General features: G+C 40.3%; 15 protein-coding genes. All 15 read left to right on the forward strand.

Features of this window, described 5'->3' with window-relative positions:
* Nucleotides 1–7: 7 nt before the first annotated feature.
* The 15 genes from gmd (at nt 8) to BXO88_RS01435 (ending at nt 18942) form a co-directional block, all read left to right on the forward strand.
* Nucleotides 8–1096 carry a GDP-mannose 4,6-dehydratase gene (gene gmd, locus BXO88_RS01365; protein ID WP_078035971.1) on the forward strand — a complete coding sequence of 363 codons (1089 nt, stop codon included), beginning with the start codon at nt 8–10 and terminating at the stop codon, nt 1094–1096.
* Between the two features lie 11 nt (nt 1097–1107).
* The gene (locus tag BXO88_RS01370) at nt 1108–2274 is read left to right on the forward strand and encodes a DegT/DnrJ/EryC1/StrS family aminotransferase (protein ID WP_078035972.1); all 1167 of its coding nucleotides are present in this window, start codon (nt 1108–1110) and stop codon (nt 2272–2274) included.
* Nucleotides 2275–2408: 134 nt separating this feature from the next.
* Nucleotides 2409–3725: a sugar phosphate nucleotidyltransferase gene (locus BXO88_RS01375; RefSeq protein ID WP_078035973.1), complete on the forward strand. Its 1317-nt coding sequence runs from the start codon at nt 2409–2411 to the stop codon at nt 3723–3725.
* A 173-nt stretch (nt 3726–3898) separates the two neighbouring features.
* The gene (locus BXO88_RS01380) at nt 3899–4552 is read left to right on the forward strand and encodes a D-sedoheptulose-7-phosphate isomerase (RefSeq protein ID WP_078035974.1); all 654 of its coding nucleotides are present in this window, start codon (nt 3899–3901) and stop codon (nt 4550–4552) included.
* 58 nt (nt 4553–4610) lie between these two features.
* The gene (gmhB, locus tag BXO88_RS01385; RefSeq protein ID WP_078035975.1) at nt 4611–5951 is read left to right on the forward strand and encodes a D-glycero-beta-D-manno-heptose 1,7-bisphosphate 7-phosphatase; all 1341 of its coding nucleotides are present in this window, start codon (nt 4611–4613) and stop codon (nt 5949–5951) included.
* Nucleotides 5952–5984: 33 nt separating this feature from the next.
* Nucleotides 5985–7871, forward strand: coding sequence for a DUF6020 family protein (locus tag BXO88_RS01390; RefSeq protein ID WP_078035976.1), 1887 nt, complete (start codon nt 5985–5987; stop codon nt 7869–7871).
* 499 nt (nt 7872–8370) lie between these two features.
* A complete protein-coding gene (locus BXO88_RS01395) occupies nt 8371–9978 on the forward strand; it encodes a hypothetical protein (protein ID WP_139355472.1) in 1608 nt (535 codons plus the stop codon).
* Between the two features lie 24 nt (nt 9979–10002).
* Nucleotides 10003–10941 carry a glycosyltransferase family 2 protein gene (locus tag BXO88_RS01400; protein WP_078035978.1) on the forward strand — a complete coding sequence of 313 codons (939 nt, stop codon included), beginning with the start codon at nt 10003–10005 and terminating at the stop codon, nt 10939–10941.
* 183 nt (nt 10942–11124) lie between these two features.
* Entirely contained in the window at nt 11125–12567 is a 1443-nt protein-coding gene (locus BXO88_RS01405) for an ATP-binding protein (RefSeq protein WP_078035979.1), read from the forward strand.
* Between the two features lie 148 nt (nt 12568–12715).
* A complete protein-coding gene (locus BXO88_RS01410) occupies nt 12716–13348 on the forward strand; it encodes a flavin reductase (protein WP_078035980.1) in 633 nt (210 codons plus the stop codon).
* Between the two features lie 104 nt (nt 13349–13452).
* On the forward strand, nt 13453–14415 hold the full coding sequence (gene bsh, locus BXO88_RS01415; RefSeq protein WP_078035981.1) for a choloylglycine hydrolase: 963 nt from the start codon (nt 13453–13455) through the stop codon (nt 14413–14415).
* Between the two features lie 116 nt (nt 14416–14531).
* Nucleotides 14532–15848 (forward strand): sugar phosphate nucleotidyltransferase, encoded by a 1317-nt coding sequence (locus BXO88_RS01420; RefSeq protein WP_078035982.1) that lies wholly within the window; start codon nt 14532–14534, stop codon nt 15846–15848.
* Nucleotides 15817–16893, forward strand: a complete 1077-nt coding sequence (locus BXO88_RS01425; RefSeq protein ID WP_078035983.1) for a type I phosphomannose isomerase catalytic subunit — start codon at nt 15817–15819, stop codon at nt 16891–16893. Before BXO88_RS01420 ends, BXO88_RS01425 begins: the two co-directional genes overlap by 32 nt.
* Before the next feature lie 173 nt (nt 16894–17066).
* Nucleotides 17067–18506 carry a hypothetical protein gene (locus tag BXO88_RS01430; RefSeq protein WP_078035984.1) on the forward strand — a complete coding sequence of 480 codons (1440 nt, stop codon included), beginning with the start codon at nt 17067–17069 and terminating at the stop codon, nt 18504–18506.
* Between the two features lie 94 nt (nt 18507–18600).
* Nucleotides 18601–18942, forward strand: coding sequence for a desulfoferrodoxin family protein (locus BXO88_RS01435; protein ID WP_078035985.1), 342 nt, complete (start codon nt 18601–18603; stop codon nt 18940–18942).
* Nucleotides 18943–19070: the final 128 nt, after the last annotated feature.

A 19070-nucleotide genomic window follows, 5' to 3' on the forward strand; every position in this document is an offset into this window, starting at 1 on the left:
TTATTAGGTGAAAAAGGCATTAATAACAGGAGTAACAGGTCAGGATGGAAGTTATTTATCAGAACTGCTACTTGAAAAAGGCTATGAAGTTTATGGGATGATTAGAAGATCATCTGTAGATTTTCGTGAGCGTATTGCACATCTAGAGGGAAGCCTGCACTTTCACTTAGTTTATGGCGATTTGGCAGATGCGGTTTCGCTGATAAAGGTTATGACTGAAGTAAAACCTGATGAAGTATATAATTTAGCAGCACAGTCTCATGTTCAAGTGTCATTTGATGTTCCTGAATATACAGCTGATGTGGTTGCTACTGGCGTATTAAGGATACTCGAAGCTGTAAGGATAGCAGGGATAGCGGATACTTGTAGAATATATCAGGCATCTACATCTGAACTTTATGGAAAAGTTGAGGAAGTTCCACAGAATGAAAATACTCCTTTTCACCCATATTCTCCATATGCTGTTGCAAAGCAGTATGGATATTGGATCGTGAAAGAATATAGAGATGCATATAATATGTTCTGTTGCTCTGGAATATTGTTTAATCATGAATCTGAAAGAAGAGGAGAAACTTTCGTTACTAGAAAAATCACCCTTGCAGCTGCTCGAATAGCTCATGGAAAACAAGATAAACTGTATCTTGGAAATTTGGATTCGCTTCGTGATTGGGGTTATGCTAAGGATTATGTAGAATGCATGTGGCTTATTTTGCAAAATGATAAACCGGAAGATTTCGTGATTGCAACCGGGGTGCAGCATTCTGTAAGAGAGTTTACTACTCTTGCGTTCCATGAGGCAGGTATAGAACTTGAATGGAATGGAAGTGGTCTGGAAGAAAAAGGAATAGATAAAGCCACGGGAAGAGTGCTGGTTGAAGTGTCGCCTGATTTCTATCGTCCAACTGACGTTGTAAATCTTTGGGGAGATCCAACTAAGGCTAGAACTGAGCTTGGATGGAATCCGACTAAAACTTCATTTGAGGAATTGGTTAGAATAATGGTTAAACATGATATGCATAAGGTTGCTGTAGAAAGAGCAGAAGAAGTTGTAGCATCAAATCTTGCAGAGTATCTTGAAAAAGGTATTATCAAATAAGGAGGAGAGATATGGATTTTAAATTATGTGATAATCCTTGGGATAAAGAGGAAATACAAGCTATCCAAAGTGTTATAGATAGTGATATGTATACGATGGGTAAGAATGTAGCTGAGTATGAAAAAGAATTTGCGGCGCATTTTGGTGCAAAGTATGCTGTTCAAGTTAGTTCGGGTTCTACAGCAAATCTTTTAGCTATCGCTACATTGGTATATTCGGGCAGACTTGAGAGAGGATCGGAAGTAATCGTACCGGCTGTTTCATGGAGTACAACATATGCACCGTTGGAACAATACGGTATGAAATTCATATTTGTAGACATCAATAAGGAAACTTTGAATTTAGATGTTGATGCGGTAAAGAGGGCAGTAACACCTAACACTAAGATGATATTTGCAGTGAATCTTCTTGGGAATTCTTGCGATTATGATGAACTGCTAAAGATATGTGATGAGCATAATATAATTTTAATTGAAGATAATTGTGAATCACTTGGCGCAAAGTATAGAGGTAAGTTTCTAGGAACAATAGGACTTATGGGCACATACTCTACCTTTTATTCACATCATATGTGCACGATGGAAGGTGGAGTTGTTGTTACGGATGATAAGGAACTGTATGAATATATGCTTTCAATTCGTGCGCATGGATGGACAAGAAATCTTCCTAAAGATTCCACTATATATGAAAAGAAAAATGATCCTTTTTATGAGAGCTTTAATTTTATAGTCCCAGGATTTAATTTGCGTCCACTTGAAATGGAAGGGGCAATAGGACTTAAACAGTTACAAAAAATCGATAAGATGATTTCAAATAGAAGAAGTAATGCTCAATATTTTATGTCCAAGATGGAGAAATATAGTGAGATAAGAACTCAGAAAGAGGTAGGTGAATCATCTTGGTTTGGATTTTCTTTGGTATTAACAGGAAGTCTTAAAGATAAAAGGTCTAAATTGGTGGAGGCTCTTCAGAAAGCAAATATAGAGTGTCGACCAATAGTTGCCGGTAATTTTACAAGAAATCCTGTTATTAAGTTTATGCAATATGATATACCTGAAATACTTATTAATGCTGATGAAATACATGAGCAGGGATTATTTATAGGAAATCATAGCAGTGATAACAAGGCTCAGATTGATTATTTTATAGAAACATTAGATGATTTTCTGAGAAAATAATATATTATAACAAATTACCGTATGATTTAAGAGGTGGCAATAAACCCAATGTTGATACCTTTATAATCATACGGCATATTTTTTATTGTACGTTCAAGTATAGACGAAATTATGATAAGAGCGGTGAATGAAACATGAATATCATTTTATTATCTGGTGGTTCCGGAAAGAGACTCTGGCCCCTGTCAAACGACATCAGATCCAAGCAGTTCATAAAGATCTTTAAGGAATCGGACGGCTCCTATGAGTCCATGGCTCAGAGGATGTACAGATCCATAAAAAAGATAGATGCAGAAGCAAAGGTTACTGTGGCTACATCAAAGGCTCAGGTTTCCACTATCCACAATCAGTTAGGTGAGGATGTGGGAGTTTCCGTAGAGCCATGCAGACGAGATACATTTCCGGCCATAGCACTGGCAACAGCATACCTTCATGATGTGCTTCATGTGGGAGAAGACGAGGCAGTGGTGGTCTGTCCTGTGGATCCTTATGTTGATGATGACTATTTTGCGGCACTGAAAAAGCTTGCAGAGCTTGCGGAGAAAGGTGATGCCAATCTCACACTTCTCGGTATGGAGCCTACCTATCCGAGCGAAAAGTACGGATACATCATCCCTGAGAGTAAGGACCCTGTCAGCAGGGTTTCAAGATTTAAGGAAAAGCCTGATGAGGAAACCGCAAAGAAATATATAGCAGAGGGAGCCCTTTGGAACGGCGGCATCTTTGCCTATAAGCTAGGCTATGTGCTGAAAAGGGCTCATGAGCTCATAGACTTCAAGGATTATGATGATCTTTATGAGCATTACGGAGATTACACAAAGATCTCCTTTGACTACGCGGTTGTTGAGAAGGAGCCTAGCATTCAGGTGCTTCGTTTCGACGGTCTATGGAAAGATCTCGGAACCTGGAATACCCTTACCGAGGCTATGTCCGAAAAGATAGTAGGCAAGGGAGAGATGAGTGATTCCTGTGACAATGTTCATATTGTGAACGATCTGGATGTTCCGGTGTTAGCAATAGGAGTGAAGGATGTTGTTATATCTGCGTCTCCGGAGGGGATTTTAGTGTCGGATAAGACCGAAAGTTCTTACATTAAGCCATTTGTCGACAAAATGAAACAGCCGGTGATGTTTGCAGAGAAGTCATGGGGAACATATCTGGTTCTCGATGTTGAGAAAGAATCTATGACTATAAAGGTGACTTTACATGCGGGCAATGCAATGAATTATCATAGTCACGATCATAGAGATGAGGTCTGGACTGTTATTTCGGGAATCGGAAGAACTGTGGTCGATGGTATGATTCAGTATGTAAAGACAGGAGATGTCGTAACAATGCAAGCAGGCTGCAGACATACTATAATTGCAGATTCGGAATTACAGCTCATCGAGGTGCAGATAGGAAAGGAAATCAGTGTTCATGACAAGCACAAGTACAAGCTGGAGATCTGAAGATGAGGGAGCTTTAGATAAGCAAAGCTATTATTTCATTTGTGCTAAGCAAGGTGTGACTTAAAGGACAAAACATAATCACGTTGGTGCCTGACAGCAACGTGATCAATATAGCGTTAACTTTAAGGAAGCCATAGAAAAAAACTGAGTAAGTTAGATGGGAGTAAACCTGTATGCAAAACAGATTAGTAAGACATATAGAAACGTTGATTAATAGATATCCGTCACTTGAATCATGTAAGAATGACATAATAAAGGCATATGACATACTTGAATCTTGCTATGAAAGTGACCATAAATTGTTGATTGCTGGAAATGGTGGGTCGGCTGCGGATTCAGAGCACATAGCCGGTGAACTTATGAAGAGGTTTAAGATATGTAGAACGGTTCCTGCTGAATTTGAGGAAAGACTTATCTCTGTTGATCCGGAGAGGGGAAAGACATTAGCACATAATCTCGAGCGTGGCTTGATGGCCATTCCGCTTGTTGCTCATGAGGCATTGTCAACTGCTTATATTAACGATGTGGATGGGTTGGGGGTTTTTGCACAACAGCTTTATGGATTTGGAAGACCGGGAGATGTATTTTGGGGAATAAGCACTTCCGGAAATTCAAAGAATGTTATGTCTGCAACAGTTGTTGCAAGAGCGCTAGGAATAAAAGTTATAGGACTTACAGGAGCAAATGGCGGTGAGTTGGCATCAGTAGCTGATGTGGCTATCCGAGTTCCTGAGACAGAGACCTATATGATACAGGAGCTGCATCTTCCGGTTTATCATTGCCTTTGCCTTATGCTCGAAGATAGATTTTTCGGGGATAGTGACTGAAATTTGTGCATCTGGATGTATTCATTGTAATAAAAGGTAATTATTAAGGATAGAGATAATGAAAACAGTAATTATGGCCGGTGGTAAGGGCACCCGTATTTCAGAGCTATTTCCGAATATTCCCAAGCCCTTAGTGCCTATAAAAAATAGTGAAGGGATTGAGAAACCCGTGCTTCAATGGGAAATAGAATCACTGACTTCCCAAGGATTTAGAGATATAGTACTTACTGTATCGCATATGGCTGACCAGATCATAACTTATTTTGGTGATGGAAGTGCATATGGCGTAAAGATTGGGTATTACAGAGAGGATAAGCCGCTTGGTAATGCCGGTGCTCTGTTCAAGATGCGTGATTGGCTGGGTGTTGAGCCCTTTCTTTTGTTAAATGCTGATGCAATTTTTGACGTGGATTTCAATAGGATGGTTGAATATCATAAAGAGCATGATGCGTTTGTGACATTGTTCACACATCCTAATTCACATCCATATGATTCGGGGCTTATTATTGCGACATCTGATGGTGCGGTACAGCGCTGGCTGACGAAAGAGGATAAAAGACCAAAGTGGTACAAGAATAGAGTTAATGCCGGACTTCATGTTATCGATCCGATAGTTTTGGATATGGTCGGTGTAGACGTGGAAAATGTGGGCGCAGAAGATGAGAACGGAAACATTGTAAAAGTAGATCTTGATAGACAGATTTTGAAACCGCTTTGTGGAAGTGAAAAAATGTTTGCCTATGATTCTCCGGAATATGTTAAAGATATGGGAACGGCAGAACGATTCCACTCAGTATGCTACGATTTTCAGAATGGTTTAGTTGGAGCGAAGAACTTATCAAATCCTCAGAAGGCCATATTTTTGGATAGAGATGGCACCATAAATAAGTACGTAGGTTTTCTGAGAAATATAGATGATTTTGAGTTACTGCCGGGAGTTTCTGAGGCTATAAGACTTATAAATTCTGCAGGATATCTTACGATAGTGGTGACGAATCAACCGGTGATTGCAAGAGGCGAGGTGTCTGTTCCTCAGTTGGATGAGATACATAATAAAATGGAGACTCTTTTGGGTGCTGATGGTGCATATGTCGATGGTATTTATTATTGTCCGCATCATCCTGACTCAGGATTTGAAGGAGAAGTTAAATCTTTAAAAATCAATTGTGATTGCCGTAAGCCAAAACCGGGAATGCTTTTGAAAGCAGTCAGAGAGTTTAACATTGATTTGAAGAATTCATGGATGATCGGTGATGGAGCAAATGATGTGAAAGCAGGTATAGCTGCGGGGACGCATACGGCTTTAATTAAAGAGGTCGGTGGAGATACTGAGACATATGGCGCGGATGTAGTTGAAGGTAGTTTGCTGGAGGCTGTGAAGAGGATACTTGAAAAGTAACTAGACTTACGTACCATTAAAAGAGGCTTATAAATGGAAAGTATGGACTTAAAAAATGAGTCTGATTCAAAATTGAAAGTTTCAAATTGCATTTTTTTAGATTTGATTATTTCGATCGTTACGGTTTGGGTTTTGTTTGTTAGCCCAGAGATTACAAACATAAAAAATTTTTCGACATATGGAATAAAGTATTCCTTAATAGCTATTCTGATATTTGGATTATATAAAAAATCCGGGAGCATCCGAAACGAATTATTTGATTATATCTTATTCAAAGTTGCTTTTATTCTGTTTGGTATTTTTAATACAGCCGGGATATACATGTATTATAAAAAAAGCTTTCCGGATTCAATATTCGGGTGGTGGGATTTTGTATTACGAGTATTTGTATATGCTGTACTTTTCTATAAGTGTCTTAACTTGCTGATATATTATTTTAAAGGATCCTTTGAAACGTTTGATTCCAGCTTTGTTGAGAAAATCTGTAATATAGAACAGAATTTTAAAAAAAGAATCGGACTTAAGGAGATAATTGAAGTCGCAAATAGACATAGATATCTGTTTATTACAGTGTTTATATTTCTATGTTGGCTTCCGTGGATCGTTACATTCTATCCGGCTAGTATCGAGATGGATACCTATTGGCCTATCGAGCAATTCCTAGGAATAAAAGAGAAATCCAATCATCATCCATGGACTTATGTCCTGATAGTGGGTGGATTTTATGACTTGGGGCTAAAGATAGGTGATAAGAATATCGGAATGTTCTTGTACATTCTTATAAGAGATGTCATATGTGCTGCGATATATGGAACAGTAGTTATGAGTTTACTTGAAAAGAATGTAAAAAGAGCCGTGTGTTTTGCAGTGATGCTGTTCTATGCCATAACGCCTGTATTTGGCGCATATTCGAAACATGCATTTAAAAATACATTGGCCGCAGCGTTATTTTCGCTTTTTATGCTTATGGCGGTTGAGGTAGTAGGACATCTTAAAAATGATACCTTTTCTTGGAAAAACAGTTTGAGATTAGGTGGAAGTGCATTTGCGCTTTGCGTGTTTTTAAATAATGGGATTTATGTTACAGTTCCGATTGTAGTGATAATCTGCTTTGTTTTAGTAATGAAGCGAAAAGTACGAACAGCTCTTTTGTGTTTTGTTATAATGCTATCGTTCTTTGGCTATCATAAACTTGGGATGATGTATTTTGGCATCACGCCTTCGAGTCAGGCCGAGGCTATGGCCATCCCTATGCAGCAGGTTACCAGAACGATAAAATATAATATGGCAACTTTATCGGATGAAGATAAGGAGATGCTGAAGGAATATGGTGATTTGAATAGTATTTCAGAGGCATATGATCCTCTGATTTCTGACCCGATAAAGACTATTTGGATGGATGAGCATCATGGAGCTAGAGAATTAATGAAACCATGGTGCAGATTGCTGGTTAAATATCCGATGACATATATTGAAGCATTTATCGGGCATAGCTATGGTTATTATGCATTTACACCTAGAGAAAAAGAACATGCCGGAAATGGTAACAGTGGTATGACATTGTTCCATTGGGTTAAGGATCCTATATATTCGGATGAGTTCACATGTGATTATATTGATGGATTTGAAACCGGACGAAAGCTTCTTGAAAAATGGGCGGATTTATGGGATGTGATTCCGATACTAAACTTAACGGATACTATGCCTCTGTATACATGGAGTATAGTATTTATGGGAATCTGGATGATAAAGAGGCGGAAGTTTTTAATGCTGATTCCTGTCATGGCAAGTTTGCTGATGATTCTTACTTGTATAGCGTCTCCGGTAAACGGTTGCTTTAGATATTTTAGTTCTGTCGCTGCGGCTTTTCCTGTTTTGTTTGCGCTTGTTAAGCAAGATGACAGATGTACGTGTGAGTGATGTACAACTGTTAGTCCATGCTGCTGGATAGTTTTATTTGAAAAAGTACTATTTTATCTCTTTTGTAATATGAAAATTCTGTTAAAATGAGATTTGCTGAGAAAGTAAATCGATATTACCTGAAAGGATCATATATTAAATGGGATATTTAGTCATATTGAGAGCATTTGTTGCACCGGTAATAGCTGTTATGTTTTTGAACAGTATTCCGGTGCATCTTTTTAAGAGAACTTTTGGGGAGACGATGCCGCTTACGTGGGTATGCAGTTCCTTTATCCTCTATTTCAGTCAGTTTTTAATGGGTTCCTTTTTCCCAGGATACTATCTTCTGGTTGCATTGACGCTGTGCGGAGCGGGCTTGATTTTCTTAAAGAAAAGTAAGCTGGATAAATTTTTATCTGCTGGGTTTCTGACATTTTTAACCCTCAGCGTCATAGCATTCATATTTGATTTCAATAGAAATCTGTCTGATTTTGATGAGTTTTGGCACTGGGGAACTATGATCAAAGAGAGCCTTAGGTTAGATAGATTCTATTGTGTGAATGAATCAAGGCTCATCATTCACAAGGATTATCCTCCTTTTCTGTGCATGCTGGAGCTGATGTGGGCTAAATTCGCCGGGATTTATCGTGAGGATGTGGTGACTATAGCATTGCACTTATTCTGCGGATCTGTTTTAGTGTTGCCTATTGCAGAACAGATTGCAGAAATAAAGGGCAGAGTGGGTATATTTGGTACAGGGAAGGATAAGTTCGCGGATAGTACGGCGGGATTTTCGAAGAAGATTATTTGGATAATTTGTATCATGATATTTTCCGCCTGTGCACTTGTTGCTGTATATGCGCCTATAATAGCTCTTGATATGCCGCATATTACATCCACACTTTTGGCGGATACACCGCTTGCTATTCAGTTTGGCTATCTTCTTTACCTTATTTATGATGGTAAAATTTATAAAGATAGATTTACATATGTATCGTTTATTGCTGTATGTATGTCTATGGTGATGACAAAACAGGTTGGTATAGCGATGCTTTTAGTGGTTTTGTTTTCATATTTTCTTACAGGTTTTATATGTTATAGGACTAGTTTTGTTGATCTTGCAAAAAATACAGTGCTTTCGGGAGCAATTGCCTGTGGTGTGAATGTATTATGGAAAGCTTATGTTAAAATGCTTAATGTTTCGGACATACGTTCATCTGCAGGTGGAAATGGTCAGTTCGATCTCGGAAAGATAGATGTAGGAACTTACATTAACGTAGTAACCGGAAAGGTCGGTGGCTTGGAAAGCGAGACCTTCCATAAATTATTGAGAGCCTTCTTTTTAAGGAGGATAAGCGGTGTCAGATATCTTCCTGTGACTTTTGCAACAGGAACTATAGGGACTTTGATCCTGGTATGGCTGATTCACAGGTTTTTCACTAAGGATTTTAGCAGAGAGAAAGCTGTTTCTTTTTCGGTTACATGGATACTTGGTACACTGGGATATGTATTTATGCTTTCGATACTTTTTGTGTTTTGCTTTACTCCGGATGAGATGGAGGAGCTGCGAGGGTATGAAAGGTATGTGGATTCGTTTTTTGTAGGCGGAGTGCTGTGTCTTTTTTTAATGCTGTTGGTACTTTTCGTGAAGAATACGGGATTAAAGTTGACTATTCCTTTGGTTATAGCTGCCACTGTGGTATGGGCTGTCATAGTTACAGGAAACTATATCGGTAATTATAAGCCGTTTTTTATGAGAAATGATAATTATTCATATTATAAGAAGTGCGCTAAGGATATAATCGGGAAAGCTGAAAAGGATTCGGCGATAACATTGATATGCAATGACTCATGGTATGGATATCCACAATCCATAATTTACTATTATGCCAATGAAAATGATATTCTTTGGGGACAGGATATTTATGCAACGGATTTTTCCGATCCCGCAGCTCGTGATGCGGTTAATAGTCAACTTGAACAGAGCGACTATATTTATATAATGGCATCCAATGATCAGGTGGATAAATATTTTTCGGAGATTTCGAATGAAGTTGCCATGACTCCTGGGGATTTATACAGAGTTTCTCATGGAGAAAAATTGTTTATAGAAAAAGTAGAATGATAGAAAAGGGTTAAGGGGATATGTATGGATGAGATAGCGGTGCTGATACCCTGTTATAATGAAGCGAAAACGATAGAAAAGGTGGTACTTGATTTTAAACGGGCTTTACCGGGTGCCGTGATTTATGTTTACAATAATAATTCTTCGGATGATACTGCCGCCATTGCTGAAAGAGCAGGAGCGAGAGTTGTAAATGAATATCGCCAGGGAAAGGGCAATGTGATCAGACGTATGTTCAGAGACATTGACGCCAAATGCTATGTGATGGCGGATGGAGATGATACTTATCCAGCAGAGGCTGCACCTAAAATGGTGAGGAAGATCCTCGATAGAAATGTGGATATGGTGATTGGCGACAGATTGTCTTCGACATATTTCGAGGAAAATAAGAGACCCTTTCATAATTTCGGAAATTCTTTGGTAAGGGCTTCGATCAATGTTTTGTTCGGGACGGATGTAAAAGACATCATGACCGGATACAGAGCCTTTTCTTATCGTTTTGTTAAGACTTTTCCGGTTCTTTCCAAGGGTTTCGAGATAGAGACTGAAATGACTATTCATGCCTGCGACAAGAACATGTTCATGGAAAATGTTGTGATCGAGTACAGAGACAGACCTGAGGGTAGTTTCTCTAAGCTCAATACTTATTCCGATGGTGCCAGAGTGCTCCGTACGATAGGCGGGCTGTTTAGAAACTATAAGCCAATGGCGTTTTTCGGAATAGTTTCTGCGATTCTTTTCATCGTTGGAAGTGCTTTTATGGTTCCTGTCCTGATTGACTATGTGAATACCGGTTTAGTGGATAGATTCCCGACACTCATTGTGTGCGGCTTTGTTATACTCGCTGCGATTATTTCTTTGTTTTCCGGCATAATACTTCAGACTATCGCCTATAGAAACCGTCAGGATTTTGAAATGGAGCTGATTAAAGCGGAGGAGAGGTATAAACTTACCAGCAAATGAATCTATGGGAAAATTCGATAGATAATGGGAAGTAGATTTAGTTGATTGTAAATAATATAGTGAAACTCAAAAAGGAACTCAAATAATTTGAGTTCCTTTTTGAGTTCATGGGCAAAAATTTGATATAGTTGACACAGCTTAAATATAGAACTATCATATTAAATATAAATGGGAGGAACTAAAATGACAACTGAAGAATTGATTGAAAAATTAAATTTGATACAGAAACTAAAATGTGAAACGCCAACATTAGAAATAAAAAGTGCAGAGTCGGGCTGTCCAAAGCGTTTGTATGATACGTTGTCAAGTTTTTCCAATCAAGATGATGGTGGAATAATAATTTTTGGAGTGGATGAGAAGCAGGATTTTAAGGAAGTAGGTGTTTATGATCCGCAGGATATACAGAAGAAGATAAATGAGCAATGCATACAGATGGAACCAATTGTAAGACCACTATTGACTGTTGCAGAAAAAGAAGGGAAATTTTTTGTTTCTGCTGAGATTCCGGGAACTGATATTACTGACAGACCTGTTTTTTATCAAGGCAAAGGTAGATTAAAAGGATCCTATGTCCGTGTTGGGGACAGCGATGAGCCTATGACAGAATATGAAGTGTATAGTTATGAGGCATATAGAAAAAAATATCAGGATGATATTAGAGTTGTAGAAAGGGCATCACTCGCATCGTTAAACCAGGATATGCTGTCTAAGTACATAGAGTTATTAAAGGTTGGGAAACCGCGTTTGGCAGCTATTTCAGACGAAGAGATTTATGAGTTGATGAGTATTAAGAGAGATAATATTCTTACACTAAGCTCGGTTATGAACTTTAGTCCCTATCCACAGATTTATTTTCCTCAATTATGCATTATTGCTACAGTTGTGCCGGGGACAGACATGGGTGTTGTTGGAGAACAAGGAGAAAGGTTTGTAGATAATCAGCGGATTGAAGGAAATATACCGGAGATGTTGGAAGGTGCAATGCAATTTGTTAGTAGAAATATGCGTTCTAAAACAATTATTGATCCGCAAACGGGAAAACGTGAAGATCGTACGGACTATCCTGTTTTGGCAGTTAGAGAGGCAATACTGAATGCATTGGTGCATCGCGATTATAGCATTCATACTGAAGGAATGCCTATTCAAATTATAATGTATGAGGATAGATTAGAAGTAAGGAATCCGGGTGGATTATACGGAAGAATTAGAATTGATCAGTTAGGAAAAGTACAGCCAGATACCCGTAATCCGGTAATTGCAAATGAACTTGAGGTGTTGAAGATTACGGAGAATAGATATTCAGGTATTCCAACAATTCGTAGAACAATGCAGGAATATGGACTGCCAAATCCTGAGTTTTTGGATGAAAGAGGCAGTTTTATAGTTAAATTCTATAAACATGGAGAGGTTATTAATCCTATCCAGACCGAAAATATAGAAAATAATGAATTGGTGCAGTTCTGCAAAACGCCTAGGACTAGAATGGAAATATGCGAGTTTTTGGGGATGAGCACTGTTACATATGCTATTCAGACACGTGTAATGCCGCTGGTTGAACGAGGAATAATAAAGTTGAGTATTCCTGACAAACCAAAGAGCCCAAAACAATTGTACTATAGTGAATAAAAGCAAAATATTAGTCTTATTCTGCTATATTGAGAAATGCCATATGAGTAGTATGATGATATTAGATGAAGAAACTAAGGTAAGATGATTGCGCGGTTTGGAAGTATTTACTAAAAACCGAATAAAACTAAGAAAGGATGAGGTTATGATGGATAAGAAAGCTATGTACAAGTTGTCTTATGGATTGTTTGTTTGCACAGCGGTGGATGGTGAAAAGAAGAACGGCTGTATCATCAACACTGCGATTCAGGTGGCTTCGGAGCCAAACAGGATCTCCCTTGCTATAAACAAGGCGAACTTCACACATGATATGGTCAAACGTACGAAGCAGTGCAATGTCTCCGTACTTGGCACATCGGCCGGATTCGACATTTTTAAGCATTTTGGTTTTCAGTCCGGACGGGATGTTGATAAGTTCGCTGCTGATTTTTCTTCGGAAAATTATGCTATAGCCGAAAATGGAATTCCATATATAACAAAGGGAACTAATGCGTATTTTTCTCTGAAGGTTGAAAGTGAAGTGGACCTCGGCTCACACACCCTGTTTATCTGTGAACCTGCCTTCATGACTGTGTTGTCGGATGAAGCTTCTTGCACATATGAGTATTATCAGAACAACATTAAACCAAAACCACAGGCTGTTGGAACCACAGAAAAGGGTGAGACCATATGGCGCTGCAGGATATGCGGATATGAGTACGTGGGCGAGGAACTGCCCGATGATTTTATCTGTCCGATATGCAAGCATGGGAAGGATGATTTCGAAAAGATAGTTAAATGATTTTGATACAAGGAGCAAAATAAAGGAAAAGTAAAAGGGCAATTAAAAGCGGTATAGGAAAGTGAATTTTAAATAGGTTTTATGGTATATGAGGGGGAAACAATATGTGCACAGCTGTTAGATTTAGTGACGACAGAGGAAATATGTACCTTGGCAGAAATCTTGACTGGTCAGTGGGATATGGACAGAAGGTTGTGATCACTCCAAAAAACTACATATTGAATTCCGCATTTTGCGGAAAGCTGAATGTCAGGTATCCGTTGATTGGAATGGGGATCGTGCAGGAGGGGATTCCGTTGTATTTTGACTGTGGAAATGAAGCGGGGCTCGCGATCGCCGGTCTTAATTTTCCGGGTTACGCACAGTACGAGACAGCGCCGGTTGAAGGCAAGACAAACATTGCCGCATATGAGTTTCCACTTTGGATCACCATGAATTTTGCTTCTGTTGATGAAGTTGAAAAGGCTCTTGAAAACGTTGCGATAGTAGCAAAGCCTATAAACGAGAAATATCCGGTATCTATGCTGCATTGGATCATAGGCGATTCCAAACGGAGCATCGTAGTGGAGTACACAAAAAATCACATGGAAGTCCACAAAAATGATGTTGACGTACTGGCTAATCAGCCTGGCTTTGAGTGGCATCGCGAGAATCTCCGTAACTATATGAATCTTGATAGTGATATGCCAAAGGAGGTTTTCTGGAAGGATGCGAAGATGACACCCTTCGGTTCAGGATCCATGATGCGCGGTCTTCCGGGGGATTATTATTCCACATCCAGATTTGTCAGGGCTGCATACTTAAATACCCACTATCCGACAAAATCAGGGGAGGATGAGAACGTATCGAGAATGTTTCATACTCTTACCGGTGTTGCGATGATAGATGGTGCTGCTGAAATGCACGATGGAATGTATGAGAAAACCATCTATACAGGTGGATTTTCTTCAGCCGCCAATACCTATTATTACAACACATATGATGATCCGGCGATAAAAAGCGTGAGTATGGAGGATTATGATCTGAATGGAGAAACGCTGATAGAAGCTATCCCTAAATCATCCTGATAAACAGGTATAGCGATGAACAGGCTGTTGTACGATTGATTTTTGCTCTTTCCGGTTTTATAATTCTGTATCTTAGAGTGGTATTAAATACAAGAAAGAATAGAGAGATTAAAATAATGAATATAGTTTTATTATCCGGTGGTTCCGGAAAGAGACTCTGGCCCCTGTCAAACGACATCAGATCCAAGCAGTTCATAAAGATCTTTAAGGAATCGGACGGCTCCTATGAGTCCATGGCTCAGAGGATGTACAGATCCATAAAAAAGATAGATGCAGAAGCAAAGGTTACTGTGGCTACATCAAAGGCTCAGGTTTCCACTATCCACAATCAGTTAGGTGAGGATGTGGGAGTTTCCGTAGAGCCATGCAGACGAGATACATTTCCGGCCATAGCACTGGCAACAGCATACCTTCATGATGTGCTTCATGTGGGAGAAGACGAGGCAGTGGTGGTCTGTCCTGTGGATCCTTATGTTGATGATGACTATTTTGCGGCACTGAAAAAGCTTGCAGAGCTTGCGGAGAAAGGTGATGCCAATCTCACACTTCTCGGTATGGAGCCTACCTATCCGAGCGAAAAGTACGGATACATCATCCCTGAGAGTAAGGACCCTGTCAGCAGAGTTTCAAGCTTTAAGGAAAAGCCTGATGAGGAGACCGCAAAGAAATATATCGCAGAGGGAGCCCTTTGGAACGGCGGCATCTTTGCCTATAAGCTCGGCTATGTGCTGAAAAGAGCTCATGAGCTCATAGACTTCAAGGATTATGATGATCTTTATGAGCATTACGGAGACTGCACAAAGATCTCCTTTGACTACGCGGTTGTTGAGAAGGAGCCTAGCATCCAGGTGCTTCGTTTCGATGGTCTCTGGCAGGATCTCGGAACCTGGAATACCCTCACCGAGGCTATGTCTGAAAAGATAGTCGGCAAGGGAGAGATGAGTGATTCCTGTGACAATGTTCATATCGTGAACGATCTGGATGTTCCTGTACTTGCTTTAGGCTTAAAGGACGTGATCATTTCTGCATCTCCTGAAGGTATTCTTGTGTCCGATAAGACGGCAAGCTCCGGAATAAAGTCATACGTTGAGAAGATACAGCAGCCTGTAATGTTTGCTGAGAAGTCTTGGGGAACATATCTGGTGCTTGATGTCGAAAAGGAATCGAGGACCATTAAGGCTACCTTAAATAAAGGACAGTCTATGAATTATCATAGCCATGACCATAGAGATGAGGTCTGGACAGTCATTTCGGGAATCGGAAGGACAGTGGTAGACGGAATGGTGCAGAACGTTAAGGCCGGAGATGTCATCACCATGAAGGCAGGCTGCAGACATACTATAATTGCAGATTCGGAATTACAGCTCATCGAGGTGCAGATAGGAAAGGAAATCAGTGTCCATGACAAGCACAAGTACAAGCTGGAGATCTGAGGGTACAGGTAGCGATTTTAACCTGAAGTCTGAGGATTTTTTCAGTGAGTCGGGGAATAAGACCCGACCTTTCCTCTTGAAGCCTGCGGCCAAGGACTATCTCTGGGGCGGTAACCGGCTTAACGATGACTACGCAAAGAACATCGACATGTCGCCTCTTGCAGAGACATGGGAGTGCTCCACACACCCTGATGGTCCCAGTGTGGTTGCAAGCGGAGAGTATGAAGGCAGGGAACTTGGAGAAGTTCTAAAGGCTCATCCTGAATTTTTGGGTTCACATCCTGCAGCTATCATAGATGAAGGAATCCCAATTCTTGTAAAGTTCATCGATGCGAAGAATGATCTGTCAGTGCAGGTGCATCCCTCCGATGAGTATGCAAAAGAGTACGAAAATGGTCAGCTGGGTAAGACGGAAATGTGGTATGTGGTGGACGCCGAGCCCGGTGCAAGGCTTGTCTACGGCTTCAGATACCGTATGACCAGGGAGCAGGTCCGTAAGAGTATCGCAGACGGATCTATAGAGAAGCATTTGCAGTATGTTCCTGTTCATAAGGGTGATGTGTTCTTTATTCAATCAGGAACGGTCCATGCCATCGGCGGAGGAATCCTCATAGCTGAAATTCAGGAAAGCAGTAATCTCACTTATCGTATGTACGATTATAATCGTGTCGGTAAGGATGGAAAGCTCCGTGAGCTGCATGTTGATAAGGCGCTGGATGTTATGAATCTGAATAGCAGCGCAGAACCGAGACAGCCCATGCGAGTTCTGAGATATCGTCCGGGAAGCGCCTATGAGCTTCTGAGTCGCTGCAAGTATTTTCAGGTTGAGCGACTTCTCGTCAACACTGAAAGAGTTCGTGAAATGGCGGATTTCCAGACAGGGGAGAATTCCTTTGAGGTTTTGCTGTGCGTGGATGGATGCGGAGTGATTTCCGGTGAGGATACTCACATCAATATTTTCCGCGGAGACTGCGTATTTGTGCCTGCGAACAGTGTCCCTCTGAAGATACATGGTAAGGCGGAGTTTCTGAGGATAAGCTGCTGATTTTTTATTAGATCTTAATATACGGGTGTCGGTTTCTGTTGAGACCGGCACGATTTTTTTGGATTTCATGAAAATGTAATGAGCGGTTAAATACAAAAGAGAAATAATTATAGATTTTATGGTGTCCTGTATGCTAATCTAAATTGATATAAAAAATAAGGAGCGATTTTACGATGACTTATGATGACGAAATGGAAATAGATCTTATCCAGCTTTTTCTCTTATGTCTGAGAAAGTGGAAGACTATCCTAATTACTGCTGTTGTGCTTGGAGTTATTCTTGCAGGCTATAAGGGCGGTAAGGGACTTGCTTCTCTCAGAGCTGCATCGGCTGCTTCAACTGAGAGTGACGAAGAAATAAGCCAAGATCAGTATGATGCCGGAAAGGCTGCATATGATGAGCAGATAAAGCTTCTTGATGACATGATAAAAGAGAACAATGCTTACAAAGAGAGCTCTGTTCTCATGAATCTGGATTCAAATGACTATTTCTCTGCAGGTAGCATGTACTATGTCAAGACCGATTATCAGATCATGCCGGAGATGAGCATACAGAATGATGATTATACAGACGATGTTGTTGATGCCTATATCACTTATATCAACAGCAACGAGTGTTTATCTTATATTAAATCTCAGCTGAAAGAAGATCTCTCTCTTAGAAACCTGAAGGAGCTCATCAAGGTCACAAAGGGAGTTCATTCTATTAATGTTGAGGTTTATGGTGACTCTGCTGAACTGGTTGATGGTATCATGGCAGCCCTTGATGAGGCAGTGATGAATCAGAGCGCTCAGATTGGTGAAAAGGTTCATGCACATGAACTGAGTCTCCTCGGAAAGACAAAGGCTGACAATGTTTCCGGCTCAGCTCATGAAAAGATAGTTTTCGAGGATAAGAACCTAAAGCCTGTTGAGGCAGGCTATGTGAAGGCTAAGCAGACTGATTTCGCAAATCTCCAGAACAGCCTTATCACTCAAAGAGATGCTGCTTTAACTATGAAGAGCAGACTTACTGAGCCCACGGAGGGGGGGACTGCTTCAAGCCTTAAGAGTGTTCTTAAGTCCGCTGTGAAGTTTGGAATCATAGGCGGCGTAGCCGGAGCATTCCTTGCAGCGTTTATCATTTGCCTTAAGGCCATAATCGTAGATACTGTTAACAATGCTTCTGAGATCACAAGACTGTTTGGGATCCGCGTCTTTGGAGATTATAAGTCCGGGAAGTCTACCGGTAAGTGCGCGGACATGCTTTACAGGATGTCTTACGGCGATGCGTCACCGGATAAGGCTGACTTTATCGGAGTTCTTACTGCAAACATCGATGCGTATGTTGAGGCCTTTAAGGATAAGGAGATAAATGAGATTTCATTTGTCGGAAGACTCAAGACGGAAGATATGAAGGAGATCGTAAGTTCCGTTAACAGCTCCGAAAGCTCTGAGCTTTTGAAGTTTGCCGGAGATATCCTTACGGATTCTGAGGCCATTCGCACCATCAGTGACAGAAAGTATGCAATCGTTGCTGTGGACAGAAACACCACGAAGAATGACTTTAGAAAACAGCTCGAAAAGCTTCAGGGACTTGAAAAGACAGTTATCGGTGCGGTTTTATTTGATTAAACAATTTTCTATTTGCTTTTTATGATTCCTTTGGATATGCTGATATTAGCAGTTGTGAACGTACACTAAGATGCAGTCTAAAAAGGAGGATTAAATCGTGAAATTTTACAAAATTGATGATCAGATCGTGATTTCCGACAAGAGCTTATCTGTAGGTGAAGAGCTTGTAGCCAACACTACGGATGCGGCGCAGGAGAAGCATGTTCCTGTTGTGACACAGCAGGACGGAGTGGTCAAGGTTCAGGTCGGTTCTGTTGAACATCCTATGCTTCCTGAGCATTTTATCGGATGGATCCTGATCGAAACAGAAGCCGGATTCCAGATTCATTATCTTAAGCCGGGCATGAAGCCTGAGGCAGAGTTTCTGGTAAATGAAAAGCTTGTAGCGGCTTATGAGTATTGCAATCTCCATGGTTTATGGAAAGCGACAGTCTGATTCGGACAGGTACTATATTTTTATCTGAATGGCCGGACAGGGGCCATAACTACAGTTTATTGAAGAGTAAAAGGGGCTGTCGCTTTAGATGATTATCATCTAGGCGATAGCCCTCTTTTCATGCCACA

Source organism: Oribacterium sp. C9, assembly GCF_002007235.1.
Lineage (GTDB): Bacteria > Bacillota > Clostridia > Lachnospirales > Lachnospiraceae > Oribacterium.

Excerpts from the sequence above, each read along its gene's own strand:
- BXO88_RS01370 (WP_078035972.1), top strand. The coding sequence starts at position 1,108 with ATGGATTTTAAATTATGTGATAATCCTTGGGATAAAGAGGAAATACAA.
- BXO88_RS01410 (WP_078035980.1), top strand. The coding sequence starts at position 12,716 with ATGGATAAGAAAGCTATGTACAAGTTGTCTTATGGATTGTTTGTTTGC.
- BXO88_RS01395 (WP_139355472.1), top strand. The coding sequence starts at position 8,371 with ATGATCAAAGAGAGCCTTAGGTTAGATAGATTCTATTGTGTGAATGAA.
- BXO88_RS01425 (WP_078035983.1), top strand. The coding sequence starts at position 15,817 with ATGACAAGCACAAGTACAAGCTGGAGATCTGAGGGTACAGGTAGCGAT.
- BXO88_RS01420 (WP_078035982.1), top strand. The coding sequence starts at position 14,532 with ATGAATATAGTTTTATTATCCGGTGGTTCCGGAAAGAGACTCTGGCCC.
- BXO88_RS01400 (WP_078035978.1), top strand. The coding sequence starts at position 10,003 with ATGGATGAGATAGCGGTGCTGATACCCTGTTATAATGAAGCGAAAACG.
- BXO88_RS01430 (WP_078035984.1), top strand. The coding sequence starts at position 17,067 with ATGACTTATGATGACGAAATGGAAATAGATCTTATCCAGCTTTTTCTC.
- BXO88_RS01405 (WP_078035979.1), top strand. The coding sequence starts at position 11,125 with ATGACAACTGAAGAATTGATTGAAAAATTAAATTTGATACAGAAACTA.
- BXO88_RS01390 (WP_078035976.1), top strand. The coding sequence starts at position 5,985 with ATGGAAAGTATGGACTTAAAAAATGAGTCTGATTCAAAATTGAAAGTT.
- BXO88_RS01380 (WP_078035974.1), top strand. The coding sequence starts at position 3,899 with ATGCAAAACAGATTAGTAAGACATATAGAAACGTTGATTAATAGATAT.
- bsh (WP_078035981.1), top strand. The coding sequence starts at position 13,453 with ATGTGCACAGCTGTTAGATTTAGTGACGACAGAGGAAATATGTACCTT.
- gmhB (WP_078035975.1), top strand. The coding sequence starts at position 4,611 with ATGAAAACAGTAATTATGGCCGGTGGTAAGGGCACCCGTATTTCAGAG.
- BXO88_RS01375 (WP_078035973.1), top strand. The coding sequence starts at position 2,409 with ATGAATATCATTTTATTATCTGGTGGTTCCGGAAAGAGACTCTGGCCC.